This is a genomic window from Actinocorallia aurea, from assembly GCF_054783995.1.
In genome coordinates this window covers 46,646-68,639 of sequence record NZ_BAAGPQ010000040.1, presented here as the reverse complement: position 1 = coordinate 68,639, position 21,994 = coordinate 46,646, and the positions used below count along the sequence as shown (strand labels likewise).

Below are 21,994 nucleotides of genomic sequence, written 5' to 3'. Positions count from 1 at the left end.
TCCCCAGGGCGGGCCGCGCGCCGACCCGCCCCGGGAGCCCTGCAGGGACGCCTTACGGCGTCATCGCACGTCGACGTAGGTCTTGCCGCTGGTGACCTTGAAGTCGGCGCCCGTGCCCTTGTAGACGGTGCGCCAGTATCCGTCGCGGGTGGCGGTGAACTTCTTGCCGTACTTGCCGTCGGCGCCGACCCAGGCGTTGCCCTTGAAGGTCCACTTGCCCGAGCCCTTGGCCCGGAAGTAGACCCCGACGTGGACCTTGCCGAGCGCCGCCCAGATCCCGTCGACCTTGTGGCCGAGGGAGCCGTACAGCTTGACCCTGCCCTTGTAGGAGACCTTCTTGGGCGTCGCGTGGGCCGACAGGCGGGTCGGGTAGCGGGAGTCGACCCAGATCTTGCGCTCGGCCTTCGCCCAGCCGTCGGCGGCGCCGTTGCCCGCGAGGACGACGAGCCAGGTGCCGTCCTGGGCGACGGTCGGGGCGAACCGGAAGCGGCCCTTGGCGTCGGACGTGCCCGCGGCGACCCAGCTCCAGTTCTGGCCGTCCGCCGAGAACAGCAGGTCGATCTGGGCGCCGGCCAGCGCCTCGCGGCCGGCGAGGCCGGAGCGATAGGCGCGGCCGGAGATGTTCAGCGGCTTGTTCTGCGCGACGGGACGCGGCTTGGCGCCGAAGTCGTCGATGCCGCTGCGGTAGACGACGGTGTAGTACGGCGTGGTGGCCGTGGACTCGTTGTAGGAGGAGTCGCCGAAGAAGTCGGCGGTGAAGGCGCCGCTCTTGGGCACCTTCAGCTCGGTGATGTACAGGCCCTGGCCGTTGGTCTCGACGATCTGGCGCTTGCCGGCGACGTTCACGAGGATGTCGCGGTCGGCGAGGGCCTTGCCGGCGGAGCTGGTGAGCTTGCCGGTGACGGTGATCTCGTCGCCGATGTAGGCGGGCGCCTCGGAGACCTTGATGGTCAGGGTGCTGCCGACCGCCGCGTAGGCGGGCGGCGCGAACGCGAGGCCGCCGGCGAGGAGCGCCAGGCCGGTGGGGACGGCGATGATACGCACGGGTCCTCCGAAGGGGGGCGGGAGAAATGTCGTGATCTATGACGCATCCCCGTTATACCAGGATTCTCAAAAATCTCCGTGAACCCAGGCAACCTTCCCACACCGTGGCGTGTCAGGGCTTGCGCGTCCAGGTGAAGACGGGCTGGCGGCGCTCCTTGAAGGCGGCGATGCCCTCGGCCGCGTCCACCCCGGAGATCGACTCCTCCTGCCAGGCCGCGAGCCTCGCGTCGGTCATCGTCCCTTCGACGAAGCCGTCGATGACGTCCTTGGCCGCTTCAAGGCTGAACTGCGACCGGGACATCAGAACGTCGAGGTAAGCGCGGACCCGTCCGTCGAGGTCGTCGGTCGTCTCCTGGAGGAACCCGAGGCGCAGCGCGTGCGGGGCGTCGATGAGGTCGGCGGAGTAGAGCAGGTACTTGGCGGCGGCGGGGCCGACCAGACCGACGAGCCTGCGGATCGCCGACGGCGGGTAGACGATGCCGATCTTGGCTGGGGTGATGCCGAAGCGCGCTCCGGTGTCGGCGAAGCGCACGTCGCAGGCGCCCGCGAGCTGCCAGCCGCCGCCGACGCAGAAGCCGCGGATCGCCGCGATCGTCGGTTTGGGGAACGCGGCGAGCGCCGCCTCGGCCCGGGTCGACAGGTTCGCCTCGCCCACGGCGTTGATCGACTCCAGTTCGGTGATGTCGGCGCCCGCGCAGAAGTGGTCGCCCGCCCCGGTGAGGACGAGCGCGCGGACACCGGGGTCGTCGGCGAGCCCGTCCAGGAGTCCGGGCAGCTCGCGCCACATCGCCGCGGACATCGCGTTGCGTTTGACGGGATGGGTGATGGTCACCGTGGCGACGCCACCCGAAACACCGGTTTCCAGGCTCATGGGCGAGATCGTATGGGTACTCCAGGCCGCCCTGCCGGGCGGCCCGAAGGTCACAGCCCCATGATGGGCGGGGCGTAAGAGAACTCGCCGAGGCCGTCGGGGCTGTAGGCGGTGAGGGCGCGGACCTGGAAGTGGACGCCCCAGGCGGGGTCGGGGGCCTCGACGCCCAGGTCGGCGGCGGGCAGGAAGCCGAAGCGGCCGTAGTAGTCCGGGTCGCCGAGCAGCGCGACGAACGGCTCGTCGAGGGCGTCGGCCGCGCCGAGCACCGCGTGCATCAGCGCCTTGCCGACGCCGACGCGCTGCACGTCGGGCCGGACGGACAGCGGGGCGAGGCCCAGTCCTGGCGTGGTCCCGGCCCTGCCGCGGGTGCAGACCACGTGCCCGACGATGTCGCCGCCGAGTTCGGCGACGAGGGACAGCCGCGGGATCCAGGCGGGGTCGGCGCGCAGCGCGTCGACCAGCGGCGCCTCGGCCGCGTGCGGCCCGCCGAAGGCCGCCGCGACGACGTCGCCGATGGCCGGGGCGTCGGCGGGACGCTCGCGGCGGATGATGATCAAGCCTGGCCCCGGATGCCCGCGAGCCAGTCGGACGCGGCGGCGAAGTCCTCGTCGGCGGTGCCGTGCCGGGCCACCGGCCGCACGCCGTCGGCGGCCGGGTAGCTGCCGACGAACCTGACCTCGGCGCACACCCGGCGCAGGCCCATCAGCGCCTCGCCGACGCGGGCGTCCTCGACGTGGCCCTCGAAGTCGATCCAGAACAGGTAGGACCCGAGCCCGGCCCCGGTGGGCCGCGACTGGATCAGGGTCAGGTTGATCCCCCGGACGAAGAACTCCTGGAGGATCTGGAGCAGCGCGCCCGCATGGTCGTCGCGGATGTAGGCGACGACGGTCGTGCGGTCGCGCCCGGTGCGCCGCGGCGGCGCGCACGGCTTGGACAGCTCGACGAACCGAGTGACCGCCCCGTCGACGTCGTGGATCTGGGAGGCCAGCGCGGTCAGCCCGTAGCGGGCGGCGGCGAACGAGCCGGCCAGCGCCGCGTCGTAGAGGCCGTCGGCGACGTGCTGGGCGGCTTCGGCGTTGGAGGTCGCGGCCCGCCATTCGGCGTCCGGGACGTGCGCGGCGAGCCAGCGGCGGCACTGCGGCTGGGCGTGCGGATGGGAGGCGACGGTCTTGATGTCGGCGAGCGCGGTGCCCGGCCTGACCAGGAGCGCGAACTCCACCGCGAGGTGGATCTCCGAGACGATCTGGAGCTGCTCGCCGGTCGCCAGCTCGTCCAGGGTCGTCGGCACCGACCCCTCCACCGAGTTCTCCAGCGCCACGACCGCCCGCCCCGCGAACCCGCTCCGCACGGCGTCGAGCGCGGCGGGGACCGTCGCGTAAGGCACCCGCTCGGCTTCCGCGGCCCCGGGCAGGGTCAGCAGCGCGGCTTCGGTGAAGGTGCCCTCAGGCCCCAGGTAGGCGTAACGGTCAGGCATGAAACAAAAGAGTAACCGAGCCCCGAGCCGCTCCGGCGGCCGACGCGGATCTCCGGGTCAGGTGCCCACGGGGGCGCCGAAGTCGGCGAGGGGGTCGTCGAGTTCGACGACGGGGCCGCGGCCGAGTCGGGCGGCGCGCAGGGCGTGCTCCTCCTCGGGGGAGAGCATCTGGGAGCTGCGGCCGCCCTGGACGACCTTGGCGTAGGTGCGGGTCTCGCTGCGCCCGTTGATCGAGCTGATGACCACGCCGTCCCCGGCCGCGTCGAGGACGGCGAGGGAGAACGACAGCTCGCCCGACATCTCCGCCAACGCGTCGTAGCGCACGATGGCGAGGTCGCGCAGGGCCTTCTTGTCGACCCCTGTGGCGACCTGCATCTGCCGGCGCAGGACGTCGGCGCACTCCTCGACCACCCTGCTCACCCGGCTGCGCGCGACGAGCGCCGTGCACAGGCCGGCCAATCCGCTGAGAGCGCCCACGACGGCGACGGTGATAAGCATCACGGGGTGAGCGTACCCATGCCGACGCGTTCAGGCCCTTCTTCCGGCCGTCGCTGGGGTGTTTCCCGCCACATTTCGTTCACCAGCCACCCGCCGAGGACGAACAGCAGGGCCACCGCGCCGAGCCCGAACGAGCTCTGCATGGCCCTGCCCAAGGCCTGTTCCCAGACAGGATGCCGGGCCTGGATGTGCGAGGTGCCCCACCACGGCGTCTGGAGGACGTAGAAGAGCCAGACGCCGCCCGCGGCCAGACAGCGGCGGAAGTTGCGGCCGTCTCCGGCCAGCGCGCCGATGACCGGGATGATCCAGACGAGGTGGTGGATCCAGGCGACCGGCGACAGCAGCACGGCGAGGAGCCCGGTGACGGCGATCCCCGCGGTCTCGGCCGACCACGCGTTCGCCGGGGACAGACCGCCCGAATCAGCCAGCAGCGACAGCTTCCTGGCGTACCGGAAGCCGATGACCGCGACCGCCGCGACGGCGGCGAACCAGACGAGCGAGGTCAGCGCGTCCGGCCAGTACATGCGCATCAGGAAGCCGCGCAGCGACTGGTTGGAGGTGCCGAGGTTGGAGCCGAGGCGGTCGCTGGAGAACAGCGCGCCGAACCAGAAGTCGACGGAGTCGCGCGGCAGCAGCACGAAGGTCAGCAGGGTCGCCCCGGCCGCCGTCAGCACCGCGTTGCCCGCGGCCTCGCGCCGCCGGGTGATCAGGAGGTAGATCAGGAAAACGCCGGGCACGAGCTTGAACGCGGTGGCCAGGCCGACGAGCATGCCGCGCGGCCAGTACGTCCGCGGCGCGAGGCAGTCCACCAGGCACAGGGCGAGGAGGAACAGCCCGACCTGGCCGAAGCGGACCTGGTCGTGGATCGGCAGCGGCAGGATCAGCGCGGCGACGAGCCCGCCGAGGACCAGCGGGCCGAGGTCGCCGGCGCGCGCGATCAGCGGCCGGAACGCCCACCAGGCCGCCAGCGCGAGGGCGCCGAAGACCAGCCCCATCATGACGAACTGGGCGACCGACCAAGGCAGCCAGGCCATGGGGACGGCCAGGATCGCCGAGAAGGGCGGGTAGGTGAAGGGGAGGAGTTGGGGCGCCTGCGTGACGAAGTCGTAGACGGACGTCCCGTCAAGGACGGCCTGCCCGGCCGTCCGGTAGACGTCGAGGTCGACGAGCCGCTGGTCTTCGGGGTTGCTGAGCCAGGTCGTCGCGACGGGCACGAGGGCGGCTCCGGCCACCAGCAGGCCGCCCGCGGCGGCGATCGTGCGTCTCCAGGGTCCGGCCATGGGTCCATCCTGGCGTAAGCCGACCACTAACCTGGGGACGAGTTTCGACAAGGGGCCTAGGGGAGGTGCCGTGATCCGCTGGCGGTCGCGGGGACGGAACGCCGCCGCAGCGGGACGGGTTCTCCTCCTCTCGCTGGTCGCGGCGCTGATCCCGCTCGTCGCGCTGCCGTCGGCCGCGCGGGCGGCGACGGGGCCTGTGGTGGTCGTGGGTGTGCCGGGGCTGGAATGGTCCGACATCACGCCGGCCGACACTCCGGCTCTCTGGCAGATGTCCGCGAAGGGCGCGGCGGCGTCCCTGTCCATCCGGACCACGACCACCCGGACCTGCCCGATCGACGGCTGGCTGACCCTCTCGGCGGGCCAGCGCGCCCGACTGGAGCACGGCGCGTGCGCCCTGCCGCCCACCCCGCGCGCCGCGCCGGGCGGCGGCGCGGAGGTGCCGGGCTGGGCGGAGATCGCCGAGGACAACGGGACGACCTCCTACCAGGCCCAGATCGGGGCGCTCGGCTCACGCGTCCAGGATTCCGGCGCGTGCACCCGCGCGGTGGGCCCGGGCGCGGCGCTGGGCGCGGCCGACACCGAGGGCCGGATCGACGACTACGCGCGGGTCCCCGAGGACGTCGAGGACTGGTCGCGCTGCGCGTTTACCGTCGTGGAGATCGACGACGTCTACCGCGCCTTCGTCGAGGCGGGGGTAGACGAGGACGGCGAGCAGGCCGAGGTCCCGGCCGCGGCCCGGGCCGACGCTGCGGCGGCGGCCGACACCCGGGTCGCCGCGCTGCTCGGCAGGCTCCCGGCGAACGCGACGGTCCTGCTGGCGGGGCTCGCCGACACCACCGGCGACCCGCACCTGCACGTGGCGATCGCCGAAGGCCCGGACTTCTCCGCGGGCTACCTCACCAGTTCCTCGACCCGCCGGCGCGGCCTCGTCACGCTGACCGACCTCAGCTCGACGGTCCTGTCCGTCCTCGGGCTGTCCCAGCCGAAGGGGATGGTCGGCGCGACCTGGCGGGCTGTTCCGTCACCGGACACCGCCGCGCAGAAGGCAGATGTTCTGCATGACGAGGACGTCGCCGCACAAGCGATACGGAGTCTGAGCGGTGCCTTCTTCATCGTTCTGCTCGCCGCCCAGCTCCTGCTCTACGGGTGGGCCGCCCTGTCCCTGCGCCGTCGCGCCTTCGACCGGCGGCGCGTCCTCGGGCTGACCCGGATCGTCGCGCTCGGCGGCGCGGCGGCCCCCGTCGCCACCTACCTGGCGAACCTCATCCCCTGGTGGCGGTCGGACCACCCCGTCGTCTCCCTCTGCCTGTGCCTCTCGGCGGCGATCGCGCTGGTGACCGCGGTGTCCCTGGCCGGCCCGTGGCGCCGCTCCCTGACGGGGTCGGGACTGGTCATCGCCATGATCACCGTCGCGGTCCTCGGCCTCGACGCGATGACGGGCTCACACCTCCAGCTCAACGCCTTCATGGGCTACACCGCGCTGGTCGCCGGCCGGTTCTACGGCTTTGGGAACATGGCGTTCGCGCTGTTCGCCACCGCCGCGATCCTCACCGCGGCGTGGCTCGCCGAACCGCTCGTGCGGGCCGGACGGCGGCGCGCGGCGGCCGGCCTGGTGATCGTGATCGGGCTCGGCGCGATGGTCGTCGACGGGTTCCCCGGCTGGGGCAGCGACTTCGGCGGCGTCGTGGCGATCCTCCTCGGCACCGCGGTCCTCGCGCTCCAGGTCGGCGGGCAGCGGGTCTCGGCGCTGCGGATCGCGCTGGCGGGCGCGGTGGGCGCCGCCGTCGTCCTCGGCATGGCGTTCCTCGACTCGCTGCGGGCCGAACCGACCCACCTGGGCAAGTTCTGGGAGCAGCTCGCCGCGGGCGAGGCCCTGGGCGTCGTCACCCGCAAGACCGAGGCGATGCTGCGGAGCTTCGGCGGCTACCTGCCGTTCACGCTGATGGCGATCAGCGCGCTGCTGTTCCTGTACCTCGTCCTCGCCCGGCCGCTGGCGTGGCGGGCCTCGGCCCTGGCCCGCTCCTACGACTACAGCCCGACCTTCGCCCCGTCGCTCGTCGCGGTCCTCACCGTCACGCTGGTCGGCATGCTCATGAACGACTCCGGCGTGGTGATCCCCGCACTGGTGCTCACGCTCGCGGTCCCGCTGGTGCTGGCGGCGTGCGTACGAGCGCTGGAACTGGACGCCGAGCGAGGCACGCCGCCACCAGTGCCGCCAGAACCGCAGCCAGAACGAACGGCATGACGGTCGCCCGCAGGCCCGTGACGAGCCAGTGCAGCCCGTCCGGGAGGCCGGCCAGCACCGGGTCGCGCGCGGGCAGGTAGGCGAGGCTGAGCCCCACGGTCCTGGCCAGCATGATCCAGTCGAACCGCGACCAGGGCAGCAGCACCAGGACGGCCCAGCCCAGTCCGTCGTACCAGGGCAGCGCGTAGGAGGCGGCGAACAGCCAGGCGAGGACGAGCGCGGCGGCGGCCCGCACGGCGTCGTCGGCCTCGGGCAGCGCCCGGCCGAGCAGCCAGATCAGCAGCGCGAGCAGCGCCAGCGACAGCACCGGCACGAGGTCGCGGTCGAGCCCGGCGCCGAGCACGCCGCCGCCCCGCCCCGCCACCAGATGCCACGGGTTGGCCAGCGACACGAACTGGGACGCCTCCCTGACCTGGTTGAACGCGCCGAATCCGACGGCGGCGTAGGCGGCGCCCGCGACGAGCAGCGCGCCGCAGCCGAGCGCGGCGAGCCCGCCCCAGCGGCGCGCGCGCAGCAGCACCCAGGCCGGTCCCGCGCCGACGAGCCCGGCCGGGAACTTCATCGCCACGGCGGCCCCCGCCAGCGCGCCGGCGCCGAACGCCCGCCACGTCTCCCCCGCCCGCGCCGTGCGCCGCACCCCGCCGGTGAACACCGCCAGGGCCAGGACGGCGGCGCCGATCGCCAGGACGTCGTTGTGCGCGCCGGAGACGAGCTGGAAGAGCAGGATCGGGTTCGCCGACCACAGGAGGGCGGCGCGGAGCCTTCCCTGCTCGTCGCGGGCCATCCGCCGCAGCACGAGGCCGACCAGCACGTACACCAGCGCGCTGATCAGGGAGAGCACGAGCACCGTCCCGCGCACGGTCCCGCCGCCCGCCCAGACCGCGAAGGCCTGGGTCCAGGTGACGATCGGGCCGTACACCGACGGAGTGGTCCGCCACTCCTGGACGGCCAGGCCGTAGGCGTCGGAGCCGAGGTCGGCGGCGGTCGTCGCGTACGGATCGAGGCCGAGGACCGCCATGTGCCCGTAGGCGGCGTAGTTGAGGTGGTCGGAGGAGCCGACGGGGGGCGTCAGCGCGAAGGCGAGCGCGGCCAGGGCGCCGACCGCGACGATCGGGCCGCTGCGCGCGCGGGCGCCCCGTCCTGCGGCGCTCAGGCACAGGCCGAGGCCGACGCCGCCCAGCACGATCGCGCCGGCGAGCAGCGCGACGGCGGCACGGGGGCCGAGCCCGGCGTCCAGCGCCCACGGCGGCCCGCCGCCCGCGCCCAAGGCGGGCTGGACGGCGGACGGACCGAGGACGGACAGCGTCAGGAAGCCCCCGAGGGACAGCACGGAGCAGGCCTGGCCCAGCCCTTCGCGCGAGAGCCTCGCGCGAGGTCGGGGCGGGCCCTGGCGGGCCCGGGAGGCGGGGGAGTCGGCGTCCATGGCGCGCGGGGGCGGCCGGGGTCAGCGGCGCTTGAGGCGGGAGAGCCCGTCCCTCACCGCGGGATCTCGGACGGCCAGCGCCCGCGCGACGTCCCGGAACTGGCGGGCCCGGTGGATCTGCGCGCGCAGGTCGGTGCCGGTGGCGCGGTGCGCGAGCGGCACCTCGACCTCCTTGATCCGGAAGCCGCGGCGCAGCAGGTCGATGGTCAGCGCCGTCTCCACGCCGAAGCCGTGGGCGAGCGGCTTGGCCGCCTCGAACGCCGCCCGGGTGAGGCAGCGCTGCCCGTTGAGCGGCTGGGTGGGGGCGAAGCCCGTGGCGCGCTTGATCCCGTCGCGGGAGAGCCGGACGACGAGGCCGTGACCGCCGAGCTTCACCGTCGAGGAGAACATGGCGATGGTCATGTCGGCTTCGCCTTCGGCCACGGGCTCGATCAGCGGGGCAGCCTTGGCGGCGGTGTCGCCGAGGTCCGCGTCGAGGAAGAGCAGGTGCCGCGGGCGGACGCCGTCGCGGCCGTCCAGCAGGCGGACGGCCTCGGCGCCGGTCTCCATCGCGGCGGCCTTGCCGCGGTTGCGGGCGTGCCGGACGACGTCGGCCCCCGCCTCGCCCGCGACGATCGCGGTGGCGTCGGCGGAGCCGTCGTCGACGACGAGCACCAGGTCCACTCCGGGGAGTTCCCGGGCGGCGCGGACTGTGGCGGCGATGCGATCGGCCTCGTTCATGGCCGGAATGATCACCGCGATGCCGGCCGGCGTTTCGTCGGACATGCCTGCGATCGTAGTGGCGTCGCGGGCGTCCGGCCCGCCCGCGCCGCGCGGCATGTCAGGTCGCGTCGAGGGCGGGCACCGCGTCGTGCACGGTGAACACGGTGTCGAGTCCGGTCACCTGGAGGATGCGCAGGACGGCGGGGCGCGGCGCGGCGAGTTCGAACACGCCTCCGCGCTCCTTGACCCGCTTCATCCCCGAGAGCAGGACGTTCATTCCGGTCGAGTCGCAGAACTCGACGCCGGAGAGGTCGACGACGACCCGGTCGAGTTCCTGTTCGGTGAGCAGGGCGGCGAGCGCCTGCTGCAAGCGGGGTGCGGTGTACAGGTCCAGCTCGCCGACGGCTGAGACGACGGCGTGACCTGCCTGAGATGCAGTCGAGACCTGAAGCTCCATGACGGGCACACTATCGGCCCGCGCGCCAGGTAGCCAGACAGTCTTCGCCAAGTCCGAGTGATTCGCCCAGCCGATTGGTGATGATCCGGTCTACCTGCGGTAACACCAGGTTCGATCTGCACGATCGGGACGCGCGCGACCCTCGGTTTTGGGAAGCTGGACGGGTGAGGAACCAGCCCGACCGGCAGCGTTCCCGGATGCGCGACCGCCTGGAGGCGATGCGCGCCCGGGCCGACAAGTCCACGTCCTGGAGGGTCACGGTCGCCTACCTGCTGCGGCTGGTCAACCGAGAAGGCGAGGTCCCCGTCCGCGCCAGGCTGACCCGCGAGGACCTGGTCTTCCTCGGGGAGGCCCGCGATGAGGTCACCCTCCTGGCCGAGGCCGCCCTCCACATCCTCGAACTGCACCACCCGAAGCCTTCCGGCGGCCTGTCCAGCGACCCCGACAACCCTCTGCGCCGGTGTCGCGCCTGCATGACCCGCTGGCCCTGCCCCACCTTCCGAGCCCTGGCCAACACCCTCGACCGCTGACCCCCGCCGACCCCCTCACACCCCGAGATCCCCACCCCACGCGCCCCAAGCCCCCACCCCGAACCCGCAAAAGCCCGCCTCAGCCAGGAAAGTTCGCCTAGGACCAGGCAAAAGTCCACCGAGGACCGGGAGTTCCACTTCAGCCCGCTCGACCGCCAGGCTTCCAGCCGAGCCACCGCTGGTCCCGTGAGGGCGCCGGGATCTCAGAGCGCCCGAACAGCCGTTCTGCGGCCTCGGGAGCCCCCAGGGCGGACGAGGCCGCGGAACGGCCATGAACGCAGCTGGATGCTCGAGGTGCTGTCGACGGGGGCGCGGCAGCACCCCGAGCTGTGGCAGACCTTAGCGTCCCCTCAGGAAAGATTTTGCAGAGGGGTGCCGGTTTCTTTAACGAAGCTTCCGACGTCGTCCATCTGGGGGAAGACGGCGGGGGCGTGCAGGTGGGCCCACACGGTGCTGCCGTGGTCGTCGCGGCGTACTCCCCAGGCTTGGGAGAGGGTTTCGACGATGCCGAGGCCGCGTCCGCCGAGTGAGGACAGGGCGGGTTGGCCTTTGCGCGGTTCGGTGATGGCGCCGCCGTCGGAGACGGACAGTTCGACGATGTCGCCGATGCGGGCCCAGCTGACCTTGATCTGGGGTTCGGGGCCGGGGAGTGGTCGGGCGTGCCGGAGTGCGTTGCTCATCAGCTCGCTGGCGATCACTGCGGCGTCGTCGGCGACCTCGTCGGAGACGCCCCATTCCAGCAGCTCGCGTCCGAGTCTCCGCCGCACCGCCGAGACTCCGGCGGCTGAATGGGGCAGGTGGACGATGCTCATCGTCGGGACCTCCTCCATCCGCTTGACCATCTGTACCGACCGAAATGCCCCGTATGACCTGGCAAGAAACCAGGACGAAACAGTGGTTTCCCGGCTTAACGAGCTACCGACCTGGAAGTCACGGCCGATCACCTGAAGACTTTTCCACAGGAGTGCCCGGTTATTCGTCACACGGACGTTTCGTCCGTCACATCCGCGACCGTTTCGCCCTGATCCGGAGCCTTGCGGCACCCCCGCCGCCGCCACCCGCACCGGGCGCCCCTCGCGCACCCGCCGCCCCGGCGGACGCCGTTTCGGACGCCGCTCAGCCGCTCGGAGCCGCCCCCGAGATCGGCACGGTGAGGCGCATGCGGGTGCCGCGGGTCGGCCGGGAGTGGGCGGTGACGTCGCCGCCCTGGGCGGTGGCGAGCCTGCGGGCGATGTACAGCCCCAGGCCCACCCCGCCGAAGCGGCGCCGGTCGCCCGCCTCGCCCTGCACGAAGCGCTCGAAGATCCGCTCGTGGTCGCCGGCCGCGATGCCGATGCCCTCGTCGTCGATGGTCACGACGAGCCGCTCGCCGGCGACCCCGGCCGACACCTCGATCAGTCCGCCTTCGGGGGAGTACTTGTAGGCGTTCTCGACGAGCTGGCCCACGATGATGTCCGTCGCCATCACGTCGCCAAACGCGGTCGGGAGCCCTTCGGGCACCTCGCACACCAGCCGGTGCGTCTGCGAGAGCGTCCGGAACGCCGGCACGACGCGGTGCAGCAGCCCGCCCAGGTCGAACGGCGCAGGGGACACCGGGGGTCGCGCCGAGCCCGCGTGGGAGGCGCGCAGGAGCTGCTCGACGAGTTTGCCCATCGCCCTCCCCCGGTCGGCGATCATCCCGACGGCCTTGCGCCGCTCGGCGTCGGGAAGCTCGTCCCAGTGGGTGACGAGGGTGTCGGCGAAGCCCTGCACGACGGTGATGGGGGTGCGCAGCTCGTGTCCCGTCGTGGCGAGGAAGAGGTCCTTGGCCTCTTCGAGCTCCTTGGCGGCGGTGACGTCGCGGAAGTCCACGACGATCTCGCCGGTCTCCTCGATCTCGGCGGCGAGCACATCGATCCAGATGCCGTTCGGGAGCAGGTGGGTGACGGTCTCGTCGGTGGAGAAGGGAAAAGGCAGCCCGGAGCCGAGCGCGCTGAGGGCGTCCCGTCCGGTGATGCGGGTGGCTGCCGGGTTCCACTGGCAGACGAGCCCGGCGGTGTCGAGCACCGCGATCCCGTCGGCGCTCGCGTCGATCACGGCGCGCTCGTGCGCGCGCTGGCGGACGACCTCCTGGTAGGCGACGGCGTTGCCGACGGCGACGCCCGCGTGCCCGGCGAGCAGCTCCAGCAGTTCGAGCTCGGTGTGGCCGGTGGTCCGCCCGGCGAACAGCGCGTACAGCGCGCCGTAGGGCCGGTTGCCGAGGTGCGCCATGCCGAGCGCGACGGTGTGCAGGTCCGGCAGCCGCTGCCAGATGAGGTCGGTGACCCGCTGCCCGGACGCCAGCATCACGTCCCGGCCGGACTCCAGCAGCTCCGCGACCAGGCTCGGCTCCAGGTCGACCGTCGCGCCGCGCATCTCGTCGGGCAGGCCGCGGGCGGTCACCAGGCGCAGCCTGCTGCCCTCGATCCGGACGAACGCGGCGGCGTCCGCGCCGGTCAGCTCGACCAGCGCCGCGGTGATCCGGTCGAGGACGGTGTCGAGGTCGAGCGCGGAGTTGAGGTCGCCGAGGATGTCGTTCAGCCGGCGGACGAGCCGGGCCTTCTCCGCCACCGCGCGCGTCTCGGGCTCGGCCACGGGGTGGAAGACCGAGACCCAGCCGACGAGCCGCGCGTCCGATCCGCGGATCGCGCTCGTGTCGATCCGGACGTCGATCAGCTCGCGGGCGCGGGTGCGCCGCCGGGTCCCGATGGAGACGTGGGACCCTGCGGCGCGGACCCGTTCCAGGACCGCGTGGTGTTCGGCGGTCAGCTCGTCCGGGATGATCGGCGGCACCTGGCCGAGGATCTCCTCGGCGGCCCAGCCGAACAACCGCTCGGCGGCCGGGTTCCACAGGGTCACCCGGCCTGCCTCGTCGACCGCCACGATCGGATCGGGGGCGCTGGCGAGCACCGCGCACGCGGTCCGGTCCTCGTCTGGGAGCATCACGCCCGCCATCGTCCCACCGCGGCGGCGGGCGCCTCCCGCTCAGCCGGAAACCGGTTTTGCCTTCCTGTCGGTGACCCGGCCGATCACCAGTGCCAGAACCGCCGCGATGAGGAACGACAGCAGCGAAGCGCTCATCCACGGCTGGACGGTCAGGCCGAGCGCCTCCTGGACGCCGTTCCAGAACTCCTTCCACGCGCCGAGTTCGCCGGGGTTGATGAGCTGGTAGGTGACGAAGCCGCCGATCCAGGCCGCGACCATCGACCAGCGGGCGGGCGCGTCCGGCGCGGTGTTCCAGCCGGTCCTGCCGCGGCCGAGGAAGAAGTCCGCGGCGAGCACGCCGGACAGCGGCACGAAGACCGAGCCGATGAGGGCGAGGAAGCCGTAATAGTCGTCCATGTTGAGGGCAAGGGCGAGCACCGTGATGAGCGCGCCAAGGCCGATGCTCAAGACGCGGCGGTCCACACGCGGCACAAGGTTCTGGATCGAGAGCGCGGTGGAGTAGACGTTCGCGAATGACTGGTCGGCTTCGCGCAGGACGAAGACGAAGAAGAAGACCGCGCCGGCCGTGACCGTGAGGAAGGGCCCGTAGACGCCGTTGCCCTGGCCCGCGAGGACGAGGGCGAAGAGTCCGAGGGTGTAGGCGATGATCTGCGTGACGGCGTAGGAGCCGCTCGCCGCGCCGAAGGCCGCGCGTTCACTGCGCGCGTGCCGGGTGTAGTCGGCGGCGACCGGCACCCACGAGATGGAGACGGCCAGGGCCGCGTCGATCGCGAGCCAGAACAGGCTCCAGTCGGAGCCGAACGGGCCGCCGCCGACGGCGCCCGGGTGGGTGGTGAGGTCGGGCAGGCCCTCCCTCACGAACTGGATGTAGAACCAGACGAGCGCGATCCCCACGGCGATGGTGACGAACCGGCGCAGCAGGCGCACCGAGCCCAGAGGCCAGATCGTCAGGACCGTGGTGAGCGCTCCCGCGGCGAGCACATAGACCCAGCGCGGGCCTCCGCCGAACAGCTCGTGCGCGGCGTCGGCGATGACGATCAGCTCGAACGTCCCCCAGCCGACGAGCTGGGCGATGTTGAGGACCGTCGGCGCGTACGACAGCCGCGCGCCGAACAGACCCCGCAGGATCACCATCGCCGGGCGGCCGGTGCGGGCGCCCGGCACCGCGGCGAGCCCGAGCATGAGCCCGCCGACGAGGGTGCCGATGATCATCGCGGCGATGCCCGCCGCGATCGAGAGCTGCGGCACGCCGTTCACGTCGGGCGCCAGCACCGTGTAGGCGCCGGAGAACGCGAACAGGCTGACGCCGAGGTTGGCCCAGAAGGCGCTCTGGTCCCAGAACGACAGGACCCGGGGGGTCGGCTCGTCGAGGGTCAGCGGCGCCTCAGCGGGCCCCTCGGGGCGCTGGGGGCGGTTTTCAAGCGTGCTTGCGGACATGCGAGGAGCACTCTCCCTACGCCGGCATTACCCGGACAGGTTCATGCGGTCGGCGACAGATGGGTCGCCCTCTCAGCCCGGCCTTCTCCCGAGCTCCCGCGGAAAGGTTGTGATTCGGCGCGAATCGTACCCTTCTCCCCGATGATCACCCACCGCGAGGTGGGATATCTCAGGCGATGTAGGGCTCCGCGTCGCCTGCCGCCTCCACGGCCAGGCCCGCCCGCTCCCAGGCGATCATGCCGCCGTCGACGTTCAGCGCCCTCCAGCCCGCGTTGTTCAGCGCCATCGTCACCTGGGCCGACCGGCCGCCCACGCGGCACACCACGTAGACCTCGCGATCCTGCGGGATCTCCCCCGCCCGCTCGTTCAGGGCGCTCATCGGGATGTGGACTGCCTCGGGCGCGTGGCCGGCGTCCCATTCGTCCTGCTCACGGACGTCGAGAAGGTAGGCGCCGTCCGGAATCTGGAGCGCGCCGACGGTGGGGATGCTCTCGCCGAAATTCGTCACGGACCCATGGAACCGTGGAACGAGGCCCCACGTCGAATCGCGCATGAGGACCTCATCGCCGAAGAACGCAGCGAAGCTGCTCCTGCTCACCGCCGCCGTCGTGGCCGCCGTGAGCGCCTGCGGCACCAAGTCGGCCGAGCAGGAGACCGTGTCCCCCAACGCGGCCGCCGCGGGCGACCAGCTCACGATCACGCTCAAGAAGGCCCCGAACGCCCAGGAGGAGACCTGGACGCTCACCTGTGACCCCGCGGGCGGCACCCACCCCGCCGCCGCCAAGGCCTGCGCCCAGTTGGCCGCCGGGGGCGCCGACGTGTTCGCACCCCTCCCGGCCGACGCGGCCTGCACCGACGGCTACGGCGGCCCCGAGCAGGGCACCGTGACCGGCACCTGGAACGGCGCGGCCGTCAACGCCTCCTACTCGCGCAAGGACGGCTGCGAGATCGAGCGCTGGGAGAAGGTCTCCGAACTGTTCGGCGAGCTGCCCAAGGTCCGCTAGACAGCGGCCCCCACCCCCCATCTACCTGATCAGACGGGACAAACGGCGATCCGCAAGCGGCTTGCCGCCCGTCTGGCAGGTGGGGCAGTACTGGAACGACGAGTCGGCGAAGGACACCTCGCGGATGGTGTCGCCGCAGACCGGGCAGGGATCCCCGGTGCGGCCGTGCACCCGCAGGCCGAGCTTCTTCTCCGACTTCAGGTCCCCCACCGCGAGCCCCTTCGAGCGCTCGACGGCGTCGGTGAGCGTGCCGACGATGACCGCGTGCAGCGCGGCGGCCTCCTCTTCGGTGAGGGTCGAGGCGATCTTGTAGGGGGACATCTTCGCGGCGTGCAGCACCTCGTCGGAGTAGGCGTTGCCTATGCCGGCGATGATCTTCTGGTCGCGCAGCAGCCCCTTGATCCGCGTGCGCGATCCCTTGGTGAGGGCGTACAGGGCCGCGGGGGTGAACTCCGGTGAGAGCGGGTCGATCCCGAGGTCGGCGATGCCCTGGACGTCGGCGGGATCGCGCACCACGTAGGCGGCGAGGCCCTTCTTCGTCCCGGCCTCGGTGAGGTCGAAGCCCGAGCCGTCGTTCAGCCGCAGGCGCAGCGCGAGGGGGTTCTTTCCGCCGAGGCGCGGGAGGGCGAGCGGCAGTTCGTCCTTCCAGCGCAGCCAGCCGGCCCGCGCGAGGTGGAAGACCAGGTGCAGCCGGTCGGCGGGGTCGCCGCCCGCGTCGAGATCGAGGTCGAGGAACTTGCCGTGGCGCGACACCGCGGCCACGGTCCTGTCGCCGAGGGCGGTGACGGGCGGATCATAGGTCTTGAGCGCCGACACGGCGGCGACGTCGACACGGGCGACGGCCTTACCGACGGCGTGCTCGCGCAGGAAGGCGGCGAGCGACTCCACTTCGGGAAGCTCGGGCATGTCGTACAGCATGCCTCTCCACAGCCGTCCCCAACCCTGTGGATGTCTGTGGACAACGCCTGTGGATAACTTGGGGACGCCAGTGGATTCCCCCTCTCCAAAGTGGCGAAAAGCACATATCAACTGACAAAACACCCAAGGAGGAGTGAGAGGGATATCCACAGGGGGTGTGGATAACCCTGTGACTGAACCGTGCCCGAACGACTTGCGGAGACCGGTGGCGCGGACGTGTCCGGGGCGCGGATACTGCCCCGCAAAAGTGAAAACTCGGGGGAGAAGGCCAGAGGCACAGCGATGCTCTCCCGGCGTCTGCCCGCCGTCGTCCTGACCGCCGTCCTGAGCGCCCTCGCGCTCGTCACCGGCGTCCCGAGCACCCCCGCCGCAGCGGAACCCGCGCCCCTGTACTACCTCTCCCTGGGCGACTCGCTCTCCACCGGCTACCAGCCGGGCCAGGGGAACACCGACACCGGATACCCCGACCAGCTCCTGCCCCTCCTCGCCGAACGCACGCCCGGCCTTGAGCCGGCCAAGCTCGGCTGCAGCGGCGAGACCACCGTCACGATGGTCAAGGGCGGCAAGTGCGCCTACCCCGAAGGAAGCCAGCTCAAGGCCGCCGTCGCGTTCCTCGCCGCCCACCCCGGCCAGGTCCGCTACCTGACGCTCGACATAGGCGGCAACGACATCAACCAGTGCGTGCGCGGCGGATCCCTGGACCCCAAGTGCCTGAACGGCAACCTCCAGACGCTCTCGAAGAACCTGTGGACGATCGTCACGGAGCTGCGCAGGGCGGGCGGCGCGGAGGTGCTCTACACGGGGATGACGTACTACGACCCCGTCCTCGCGTCCTGGCTGAGCGGCGGTTCCGGCAAGGCCCTCGCCACCTTCTCCGTGCCGCTCCTGCAGAGCGTCAACGGCTTCGCCTCCACCTTGTACCTGCTGGCCGGCTACCGGGTCGCCGATGTCCAGCGCGCTTACGCCACCGCCGACTTCCGCACGAAGACCACCGTCGACGGCTACGGCAGGCTGCCCCTCAATGTCGCCAGGATCTGCCTGTGGACGCACATGTGCGCCCGCAAGGACATCCACCCCAACACCGAGGGCTACCGCAGGATCGCCTCGACCTTCGCCGCCGTGATCCTCGGGCCGGGCGCGCCGGAGGCCTGACGGGGCGGGCCCCAGGGCCCGCTCAAGGCCACGTCAGAGGCCTCCGGGCGGGCCCGGCGGGGCGGAGTCCCCCAGGGAGACCAGCAGGGTGCGCAGGGCCGCAGCGAGGGAGTCGGGGTCGGGCAGCGACTCGATGATGCGCTGCTCGGCGGCGAAGTAGCCGCCCAGCATGTCGTCGACCAGGGCGCGGCCGGGGCCGGTGAGGGCGACGACCACCGACCTGCGGTCCGCCGGGTCGGGCGCCCGCTCCACCAGGCCCTTGCGCACCAGTTTGTCGATCCGGTTGGTGATCGCGCCCGAGGTGACGGTCGAGGCGCGCAGCAGCTCGCCGGCGGTGAGGGTCCCCTCGCCGCCCGAGCCGCGCAAGGCCGCGAGCACGTCGAACTCGGGGCCGTCCAGGCCGAACCGCGCGTAGTAGCGGCCCATCTCCCGCTCGACGATCCGGTTCAGCCGGTGCACCCGGCCGACGATCCCGAGCGGGGAAGGGTCGAGGTCAGGGCGCGCGACGCGCCACTGGGCGATCATCCGGTCGACGGCGTCGTCCACACCGCCGCGCGAGGCGTCCTCCACGGCAGAGACCGTACCGCATATATCTCAACGTTGAAGTAGTTGACAACGCACAGGCCACCGGTGGATAACCATCTGAACATTGAAAAGATCAACGTTCAACAATCTTCCACCACCTGGGGATGTGCTCACGCCCGATCCGAGAGACCATGCCGTGAGCATGGCGTCAGTGGAAACCGGAGCGTTATCCGTAGAGGATGGGGAGATGTCGCAGGAGTCGCGGAGAAGGCGTCAGGGGCCCTCTGAAACCAGAGGGCCCCTGACCAGGGTGGGCGAGGAGGGATTTGAACCCTCACACCCTTTCGGGCACACGGACCTGAACCGTGCGCGTCTGCCGTTCCGCCACTCGCCCTTGCGACTGGCCGCTCTTGGCGGCGCTTGAAAAGATTAGCACGACGCAAAGGGTGGTTTGTAAACGACGGCGGGCCGCGAACCACTCCATGGATACGATCGTCTGACGAGCAGGGAGAGGAGGTGCCCGGTGGGTGTCCTACAACGCTTCGAACGCCGACTTGAGGGCATGGTCGAGGGTGCCTTCGCGCGGGCGTTCAAGGCGGAGCTTCAGCCGGTCGAGGTGGCCAGCGCGGTGCAACGCGAGATGGACGAGCGCGCGGCCATCGTGGCCCAGGGACGCACCCTGGTACCGAACGACTTCGTGGTGGAGATCTCGCACCCGGACGGGCAGCGGCTGGAGGTCTACGCCGACAGCCTCAGCCAGGAGCTGGCGAACCTGGCCAGGGAGTACGCCAAGGAGCAGGGCTTCTCGTTCGTGGGCCCGGTCCGGGTCCGCTTCGAGCCGGCCGGCGACCTCGGCACCGGGATGTTCCGCATCCGGTCCGGCGTCGTGCGCGGATCCACGATCGAGAACAACGAGATCCGCCAGCCGCACACCGACCACCCGCAGCGCGGCGGCGCCTTCCCCGGACGGCCCCGCCTTGACGTGACCACCGGCGACGGCGCCCGCCAGTCCTACGACATCAGCACTCCTGTGACCCTCCTCGGCCGCGGCACGGACTGCGACCTTCGACTGGTTGATCCAGGCGTGTCTCGGCATCACGCCGAGATCCGCGTAGAAGGTCCCGAAATCGTGCTCGTGGATCTAGGGTCTACCAACGGCAGTTTCGTGAACGGTCAGCCGATACGTCGGGTCTCACTCGTCGACGGCACCCGCATCACGATCGGCCGGACCAACCTCGTGTTCCGCCGCGACCGGGAGTAGCACCCCTCGATGACCCCGATCACCCTGACGCTCATCAAGATCGCGTTCCTCGCGGTGCTATGGCTGTTCGTCATCGCCGCGGTGGGCGTGATCCGAGCCGACCTGTTCGGTTCCAAAGCCGCCGAGCGCGCCTCGAACCGCCCCCCGAGACCGGCTCGCCAGAGCGCGCAGGAGCGCGCGAGGCAGCAGCGTCAGAGCCCTTCTCCGCAACCCGCCCCTGCCCGCCCTCCGACGGAGCCGCACGCTCAGCCGCAACAGCAGCAGCAGCGGCCCCAGGGGCAGGGGCAGGCGGTCCTGGTCGTCACCGAGGGCCCGCTCACCGGTACGAGCATCGACCTCGCCACCTCCGGCACGGTCACCATCGGCCGGGCCCCCGACTCCACGCTCGTGGTGTCGGACGACTACGCGTCGAGCCGGCACGCCCGCATCTTCTCCCAAGGCGCCGACTGGGTCCTTGAGGACCTGAACTCGACCAACGGCACCTACCTCGGCCGGTCGAAGGTGACCCGGCCCGTCCAACTCCCTGTCGGCGTCCCGGTGCGTATCGGCAAGACGGTAATCGAGTTGCGCAAATGAACACTCAACGTATCGGCATCCGCTACGCCACGCGGTCCGACGTCGGCATGCTCCGCGAGGGCAACGAGGACTCCGGCTACGCCGGTCCCCGGCTGCTCGCGGTCGCCGACGGCATGGGCGGCCACGTGGGCGGGGAGATCGCCAGCGCCACCGCGATCGAGACCCTCCGCAGGCTCGACGCCGACATCCCCACCGACCAGCTCCTCGCCGCGCTGGAGCACGCCGTCAGGGCGGCCAACGACCGGCTGCACATGACCGTCGAGGGCGACCCGTCGCTCCAGGGCATGGGCACCACGCTGACGGCCATGCTGTGGTCCGGCCAGCAGGTCGCGCTCGCGCACATCGGCGACTCGCGCGCCTACCTGCTGCGCAACGGCGAGCTGTTCCAGATCACGCACGACCACACCCTGGTCCAGTCGCTCGTGGACGAGGGCCGGATCAGCCTCGACGAAGCGGCCACCCACCCGCAGCGCTCGCTGCTCCTGCGCGCGCTGGACGGCCGCAACGAGGTCGAGCCCGATCTGTCGCTGCGCGAGGCCCAGGTCGGCGACCGGTACCTGCTGTGCTCCGACGGCCTGTCGGGCGTCGTGTCTGCCGACACGATCCACCAGGTGCTCACCAGCCAGGAGACCCCCGAAGGGGCGATCCGGCAGCTCATCGACCTCGCCAACCGCGGCGGCGGCCCGGACAACATCACCTGCGTCATGGCCGACGTCATCGACCTGGACTCCTCGGCTCCGCCGCCGGACCGCTCCCTGCTCGTGGGCGCCGCGGCCAGCAAGGCCCAGGAGGCCGAGCAGGGCAGACCGCGCCCCGCCGACACCCCGGCCCAGCGCGCCGCAGACCTGCGCGACACCCTCCCGCAGCCCGCGCTGATGATGAACGGCGGCGAGTACGCCCCGCCGCCGGCGCCCGCGCCCGCCTCGGCCCCGCCGCCGCCCTACCAGCACGGCGCCCCGCCGCCCGCGCCTCCCGGGCCGCCCCAGCAGCCGGTTCCCCTCGCCGCGCCGACCGGCCGCTCGGGCGGCCGGAACCGCAAGGCCACCCTGCTGCTCGGTGCGGCGGGCGTGACCGGCCTCCTGGTGATCGGCGCCGCCTTCTTCGGCTACAAGACGCTGAACAGCGGCTACTACCTGCGCGACGAGGGCGGCAAGGTCGTCGTCTACGAGGGCAGCAACAGCAAGGTGCTCGGCTTCGACCTGTCGTCGAAGGCGCCCGGCAGCGTCCAGCCGGATCCGCAGCTCAGGCTCGACGACCTCCCCAAGGGCGTGCAGCAGGACGTGCGCGGCAAGGGCCTCAAGGCGAACTCCACCGCGGGCATCGCGGACCGGATCGAGGAACTGCGCGGCAAGAGGTGCCAGTTCAAGATCACCGAGAGCCCCGACGGGAAGTTCCTGGCCATCGTCCAGGGAGACGACCAGGAGGGCTGCACCCCCGAGCAGATCACCAAGGACACGGGGGGCACCGAGCTCCCCAGGCCCGAGGTCAAGTTCCTGACCGCGAAGGACCTCGAGTCCATCAGGGCCACGACCTACCCCACGGTCGAGGACGCGATCGAGAAGCTCACCGTCCTTGAGGCGCAGGTCGGCAAGTGCCGGGCCGACACGGACTCGTGCTCAGGCTGATCGAGCAG

22 protein-coding genes, 1 tRNA gene and 1 riboswitch are annotated in these 21,994 nt (G+C 71.7%); of the genes, 7 read left to right on the top strand and 16 right to left on the bottom strand.

Annotation, left to right across the window (positions count from 1 at the left end; genetic code table 11):
- Positions 1-60 precede the first annotated feature (60 nt).
- The 6 genes from ACYVOM_RS40680 to ACYVOM_RS40655 form a co-directional block, all read right to left on the bottom strand.
- A complete protein-coding gene (locus tag ACYVOM_RS40680; protein WP_460308978.1) occupies positions 61-1,044 on the bottom strand; it encodes a hypothetical protein in 984 nt (327 codons plus the stop codon).
- Positions 1,045-1,156: 112 nt separating this feature from the next.
- Entirely contained in the window at positions 1,157-1,915 is a 759-nt protein-coding gene (locus ACYVOM_RS40675) for an enoyl-CoA hydratase/isomerase family protein (RefSeq protein WP_460308977.1), read from the bottom strand.
- A 50-nt stretch (positions 1,916-1,965) separates the two neighbouring features.
- Complete coding sequence (locus ACYVOM_RS40670; protein ID WP_460308976.1) at positions 1,966-2,472, bottom strand: GNAT family N-acetyltransferase; 507 nt, start codon at positions 2,470-2,472, stop codon at positions 1,966-1,968.
- Entirely contained in the window at positions 2,469-3,389 is a 921-nt protein-coding gene (gene pheA / locus ACYVOM_RS40665) for a prephenate dehydratase (protein ID WP_460308975.1), read from the bottom strand. Before pheA ends, ACYVOM_RS40670 begins: the two co-directional genes overlap by 4 nt.
- 57 nt (positions 3,390-3,446) lie before the next feature.
- Positions 3,447-3,887: a DUF4446 family protein gene (locus ACYVOM_RS40660; protein WP_460309047.1), complete on the bottom strand. Its 441-nt coding sequence runs from the start codon at positions 3,885-3,887 to the stop codon at positions 3,447-3,449.
- Entirely contained in the window at positions 3,887-5,167 is a 1,281-nt protein-coding gene (locus ACYVOM_RS40655; protein WP_460308974.1) for a glycosyltransferase 87 family protein, read from the bottom strand. Before ACYVOM_RS40655 ends, ACYVOM_RS40660 begins: the two co-directional genes overlap by 1 nt.
- A gap of 70 nt (positions 5,168-5,237) precedes the next feature.
- Here ACYVOM_RS40655 and ACYVOM_RS40650 point away from each other — a divergent pair, with 70 nt between their 5' ends.
- Entirely contained in the window at positions 5,238-7,412 is a 2,175-nt protein-coding gene (locus ACYVOM_RS40650; protein ID WP_460308973.1) for a hypothetical protein, read from the top strand.
- On the opposite strand, the gene ACYVOM_RS40645 is transcribed toward ACYVOM_RS40650, so the two are convergent.
- From ACYVOM_RS40645 to ACYVOM_RS40635, 3 genes are all read right to left on the bottom strand, one after another.
- The gene (locus ACYVOM_RS40645) at positions 7,297-8,742 is read right to left on the bottom strand and encodes a polyprenol phosphomannose-dependent alpha 1,6 mannosyltransferase MptB (RefSeq protein WP_460308972.1); all 1,446 of its coding nucleotides are present in this window, start codon (positions 8,740-8,742) and stop codon (positions 7,297-7,299) included. The two genes, ACYVOM_RS40650 and ACYVOM_RS40645, sit on opposite strands and share 116 nt — an antisense overlap.
- Positions 8,743-8,856: 114 nt before the next feature.
- Positions 8,857-9,600 carry a glycosyltransferase family 2 protein gene (locus ACYVOM_RS40640; protein ID WP_460308971.1) on the bottom strand — a complete coding sequence of 248 codons (744 nt, stop codon included), beginning with the start codon at positions 9,598-9,600 and terminating at the stop codon, positions 8,857-8,859.
- 55 nt (positions 9,601-9,655) lie between these two features.
- Positions 9,656-9,994 (bottom strand): STAS domain-containing protein, encoded by a 339-nt coding sequence (locus tag ACYVOM_RS40635; protein WP_460308970.1) that lies wholly within the window; start codon positions 9,992-9,994, stop codon positions 9,656-9,658.
- Between the two features lie 197 nt (positions 9,995-10,191).
- On the opposite strand from ACYVOM_RS40635, the gene ACYVOM_RS40630 reads away from it, so the two are divergent.
- On the top strand, positions 10,192-10,524 hold the full coding sequence (locus ACYVOM_RS40630) for a hypothetical protein (RefSeq protein WP_460308969.1): 333 nt from the start codon (positions 10,192-10,194) through the stop codon (positions 10,522-10,524).
- A gap of 350 nt (positions 10,525-10,874) precedes the next feature.
- On the opposite strand, the gene ACYVOM_RS40625 is transcribed toward ACYVOM_RS40630, so the two are convergent.
- From ACYVOM_RS40625 to ACYVOM_RS40610, 4 genes are all read right to left on the bottom strand, one after another.
- Positions 10,875-11,336 (bottom strand): ATP-binding protein, encoded by a 462-nt coding sequence (locus ACYVOM_RS40625; RefSeq protein ID WP_460308968.1) that lies wholly within the window; start codon positions 11,334-11,336, stop codon positions 10,875-10,877.
- 304 nt (positions 11,337-11,640) lie between these two features.
- The gene (locus ACYVOM_RS40620; RefSeq protein ID WP_460309046.1) at positions 11,641-13,485 is read right to left on the bottom strand and encodes a PAS domain-containing protein; all 1,845 of its coding nucleotides are present in this window, start codon (positions 13,483-13,485) and stop codon (positions 11,641-11,643) included.
- Between the two features lie 42 nt (positions 13,486-13,527).
- Positions 13,528-14,925, bottom strand: a complete 1,398-nt coding sequence (locus ACYVOM_RS40615) for a purine-cytosine permease family protein (protein ID WP_460308967.1) — start codon at positions 14,923-14,925, stop codon at positions 13,528-13,530.
- A riboswitch (TPP riboswitch) is annotated at positions 14,922-15,035 on the bottom strand. It overlaps the preceding gene by 4 nt.
- Positions 15,036-15,094: 59 nt before the next feature.
- Positions 15,095-15,433, bottom strand: coding sequence for a rhodanese-like domain-containing protein (locus ACYVOM_RS40610; protein ID WP_460308966.1), 339 nt, complete (start codon positions 15,431-15,433; stop codon positions 15,095-15,097).
- Positions 15,434-15,476: 43 nt separating this feature from the next.
- Between ACYVOM_RS40610 and ACYVOM_RS40605 the strand changes: the two genes are divergently transcribed.
- Positions 15,477-15,929, top strand: coding sequence for an SSI family serine proteinase inhibitor (locus ACYVOM_RS40605; RefSeq protein ID WP_460308965.1), 453 nt, complete (start codon positions 15,477-15,479; stop codon positions 15,927-15,929).
- 21 nt (positions 15,930-15,950) lie between these two features.
- Here the strand turns inward: ACYVOM_RS40605 and ACYVOM_RS40600 are convergent, their stop codons facing one another.
- Positions 15,951-16,847: an Fpg/Nei family DNA glycosylase gene (locus ACYVOM_RS40600; RefSeq protein ID WP_460308964.1), complete on the bottom strand. Its 897-nt coding sequence runs from the start codon at positions 16,845-16,847 to the stop codon at positions 15,951-15,953.
- Positions 16,848-17,129: 282 nt separating this feature from the next.
- Here ACYVOM_RS40600 and ACYVOM_RS40595 point away from each other — a divergent pair, with 282 nt between their 5' ends.
- Positions 17,130-17,999 carry an SGNH/GDSL hydrolase family protein gene (locus tag ACYVOM_RS40595; RefSeq protein ID WP_460308963.1) on the top strand — a complete coding sequence of 290 codons (870 nt, stop codon included), beginning with the start codon at positions 17,130-17,132 and terminating at the stop codon, positions 17,997-17,999.
- A 33-nt stretch (positions 18,000-18,032) separates the two neighbouring features.
- On the opposite strand, the gene ACYVOM_RS40590 is transcribed toward ACYVOM_RS40595, so the two are convergent.
- Positions 18,033-18,569 carry a MarR family winged helix-turn-helix transcriptional regulator gene (locus tag ACYVOM_RS40590; RefSeq protein WP_460308962.1) on the bottom strand — a complete coding sequence of 179 codons (537 nt, stop codon included), beginning with the start codon at positions 18,567-18,569 and terminating at the stop codon, positions 18,033-18,035.
- 266 nt (positions 18,570-18,835) lie between these two features.
- Positions 18,836-18,918: transfer RNA gene (locus ACYVOM_RS40585), tRNA-Leu, on the bottom strand.
- A 129-nt stretch (positions 18,919-19,047) separates the two neighbouring features.
- On the opposite strand from ACYVOM_RS40585, the gene ACYVOM_RS40580 reads away from it, so the two are divergent.
- From ACYVOM_RS40580 to ACYVOM_RS40570, 3 genes are read left to right on the top strand one after another with little or no spacing between them, the layout of a single operon-like run.
- Positions 19,048-19,785 (top strand): FhaA domain-containing protein, encoded by a 738-nt coding sequence (locus tag ACYVOM_RS40580; RefSeq protein ID WP_460308961.1) that lies wholly within the window; start codon positions 19,048-19,050, stop codon positions 19,783-19,785.
- 9 nt (positions 19,786-19,794) lie between these two features.
- Positions 19,795-20,361, top strand: coding sequence for an FHA domain-containing protein FhaB/FipA (locus ACYVOM_RS40575; RefSeq protein WP_460308960.1), 567 nt, complete (start codon positions 19,795-19,797; stop codon positions 20,359-20,361).
- A complete protein-coding gene (locus ACYVOM_RS40570) occupies positions 20,358-21,986 on the top strand; it encodes a Stp1/IreP family PP2C-type Ser/Thr phosphatase (RefSeq protein ID WP_460308959.1) in 1,629 nt (542 codons plus the stop codon). The genes ACYVOM_RS40575 and ACYVOM_RS40570 overlap by 4 nt, the downstream gene beginning before the upstream one ends.
- Positions 21,987-21,994 lie beyond the last annotated feature (8 nt).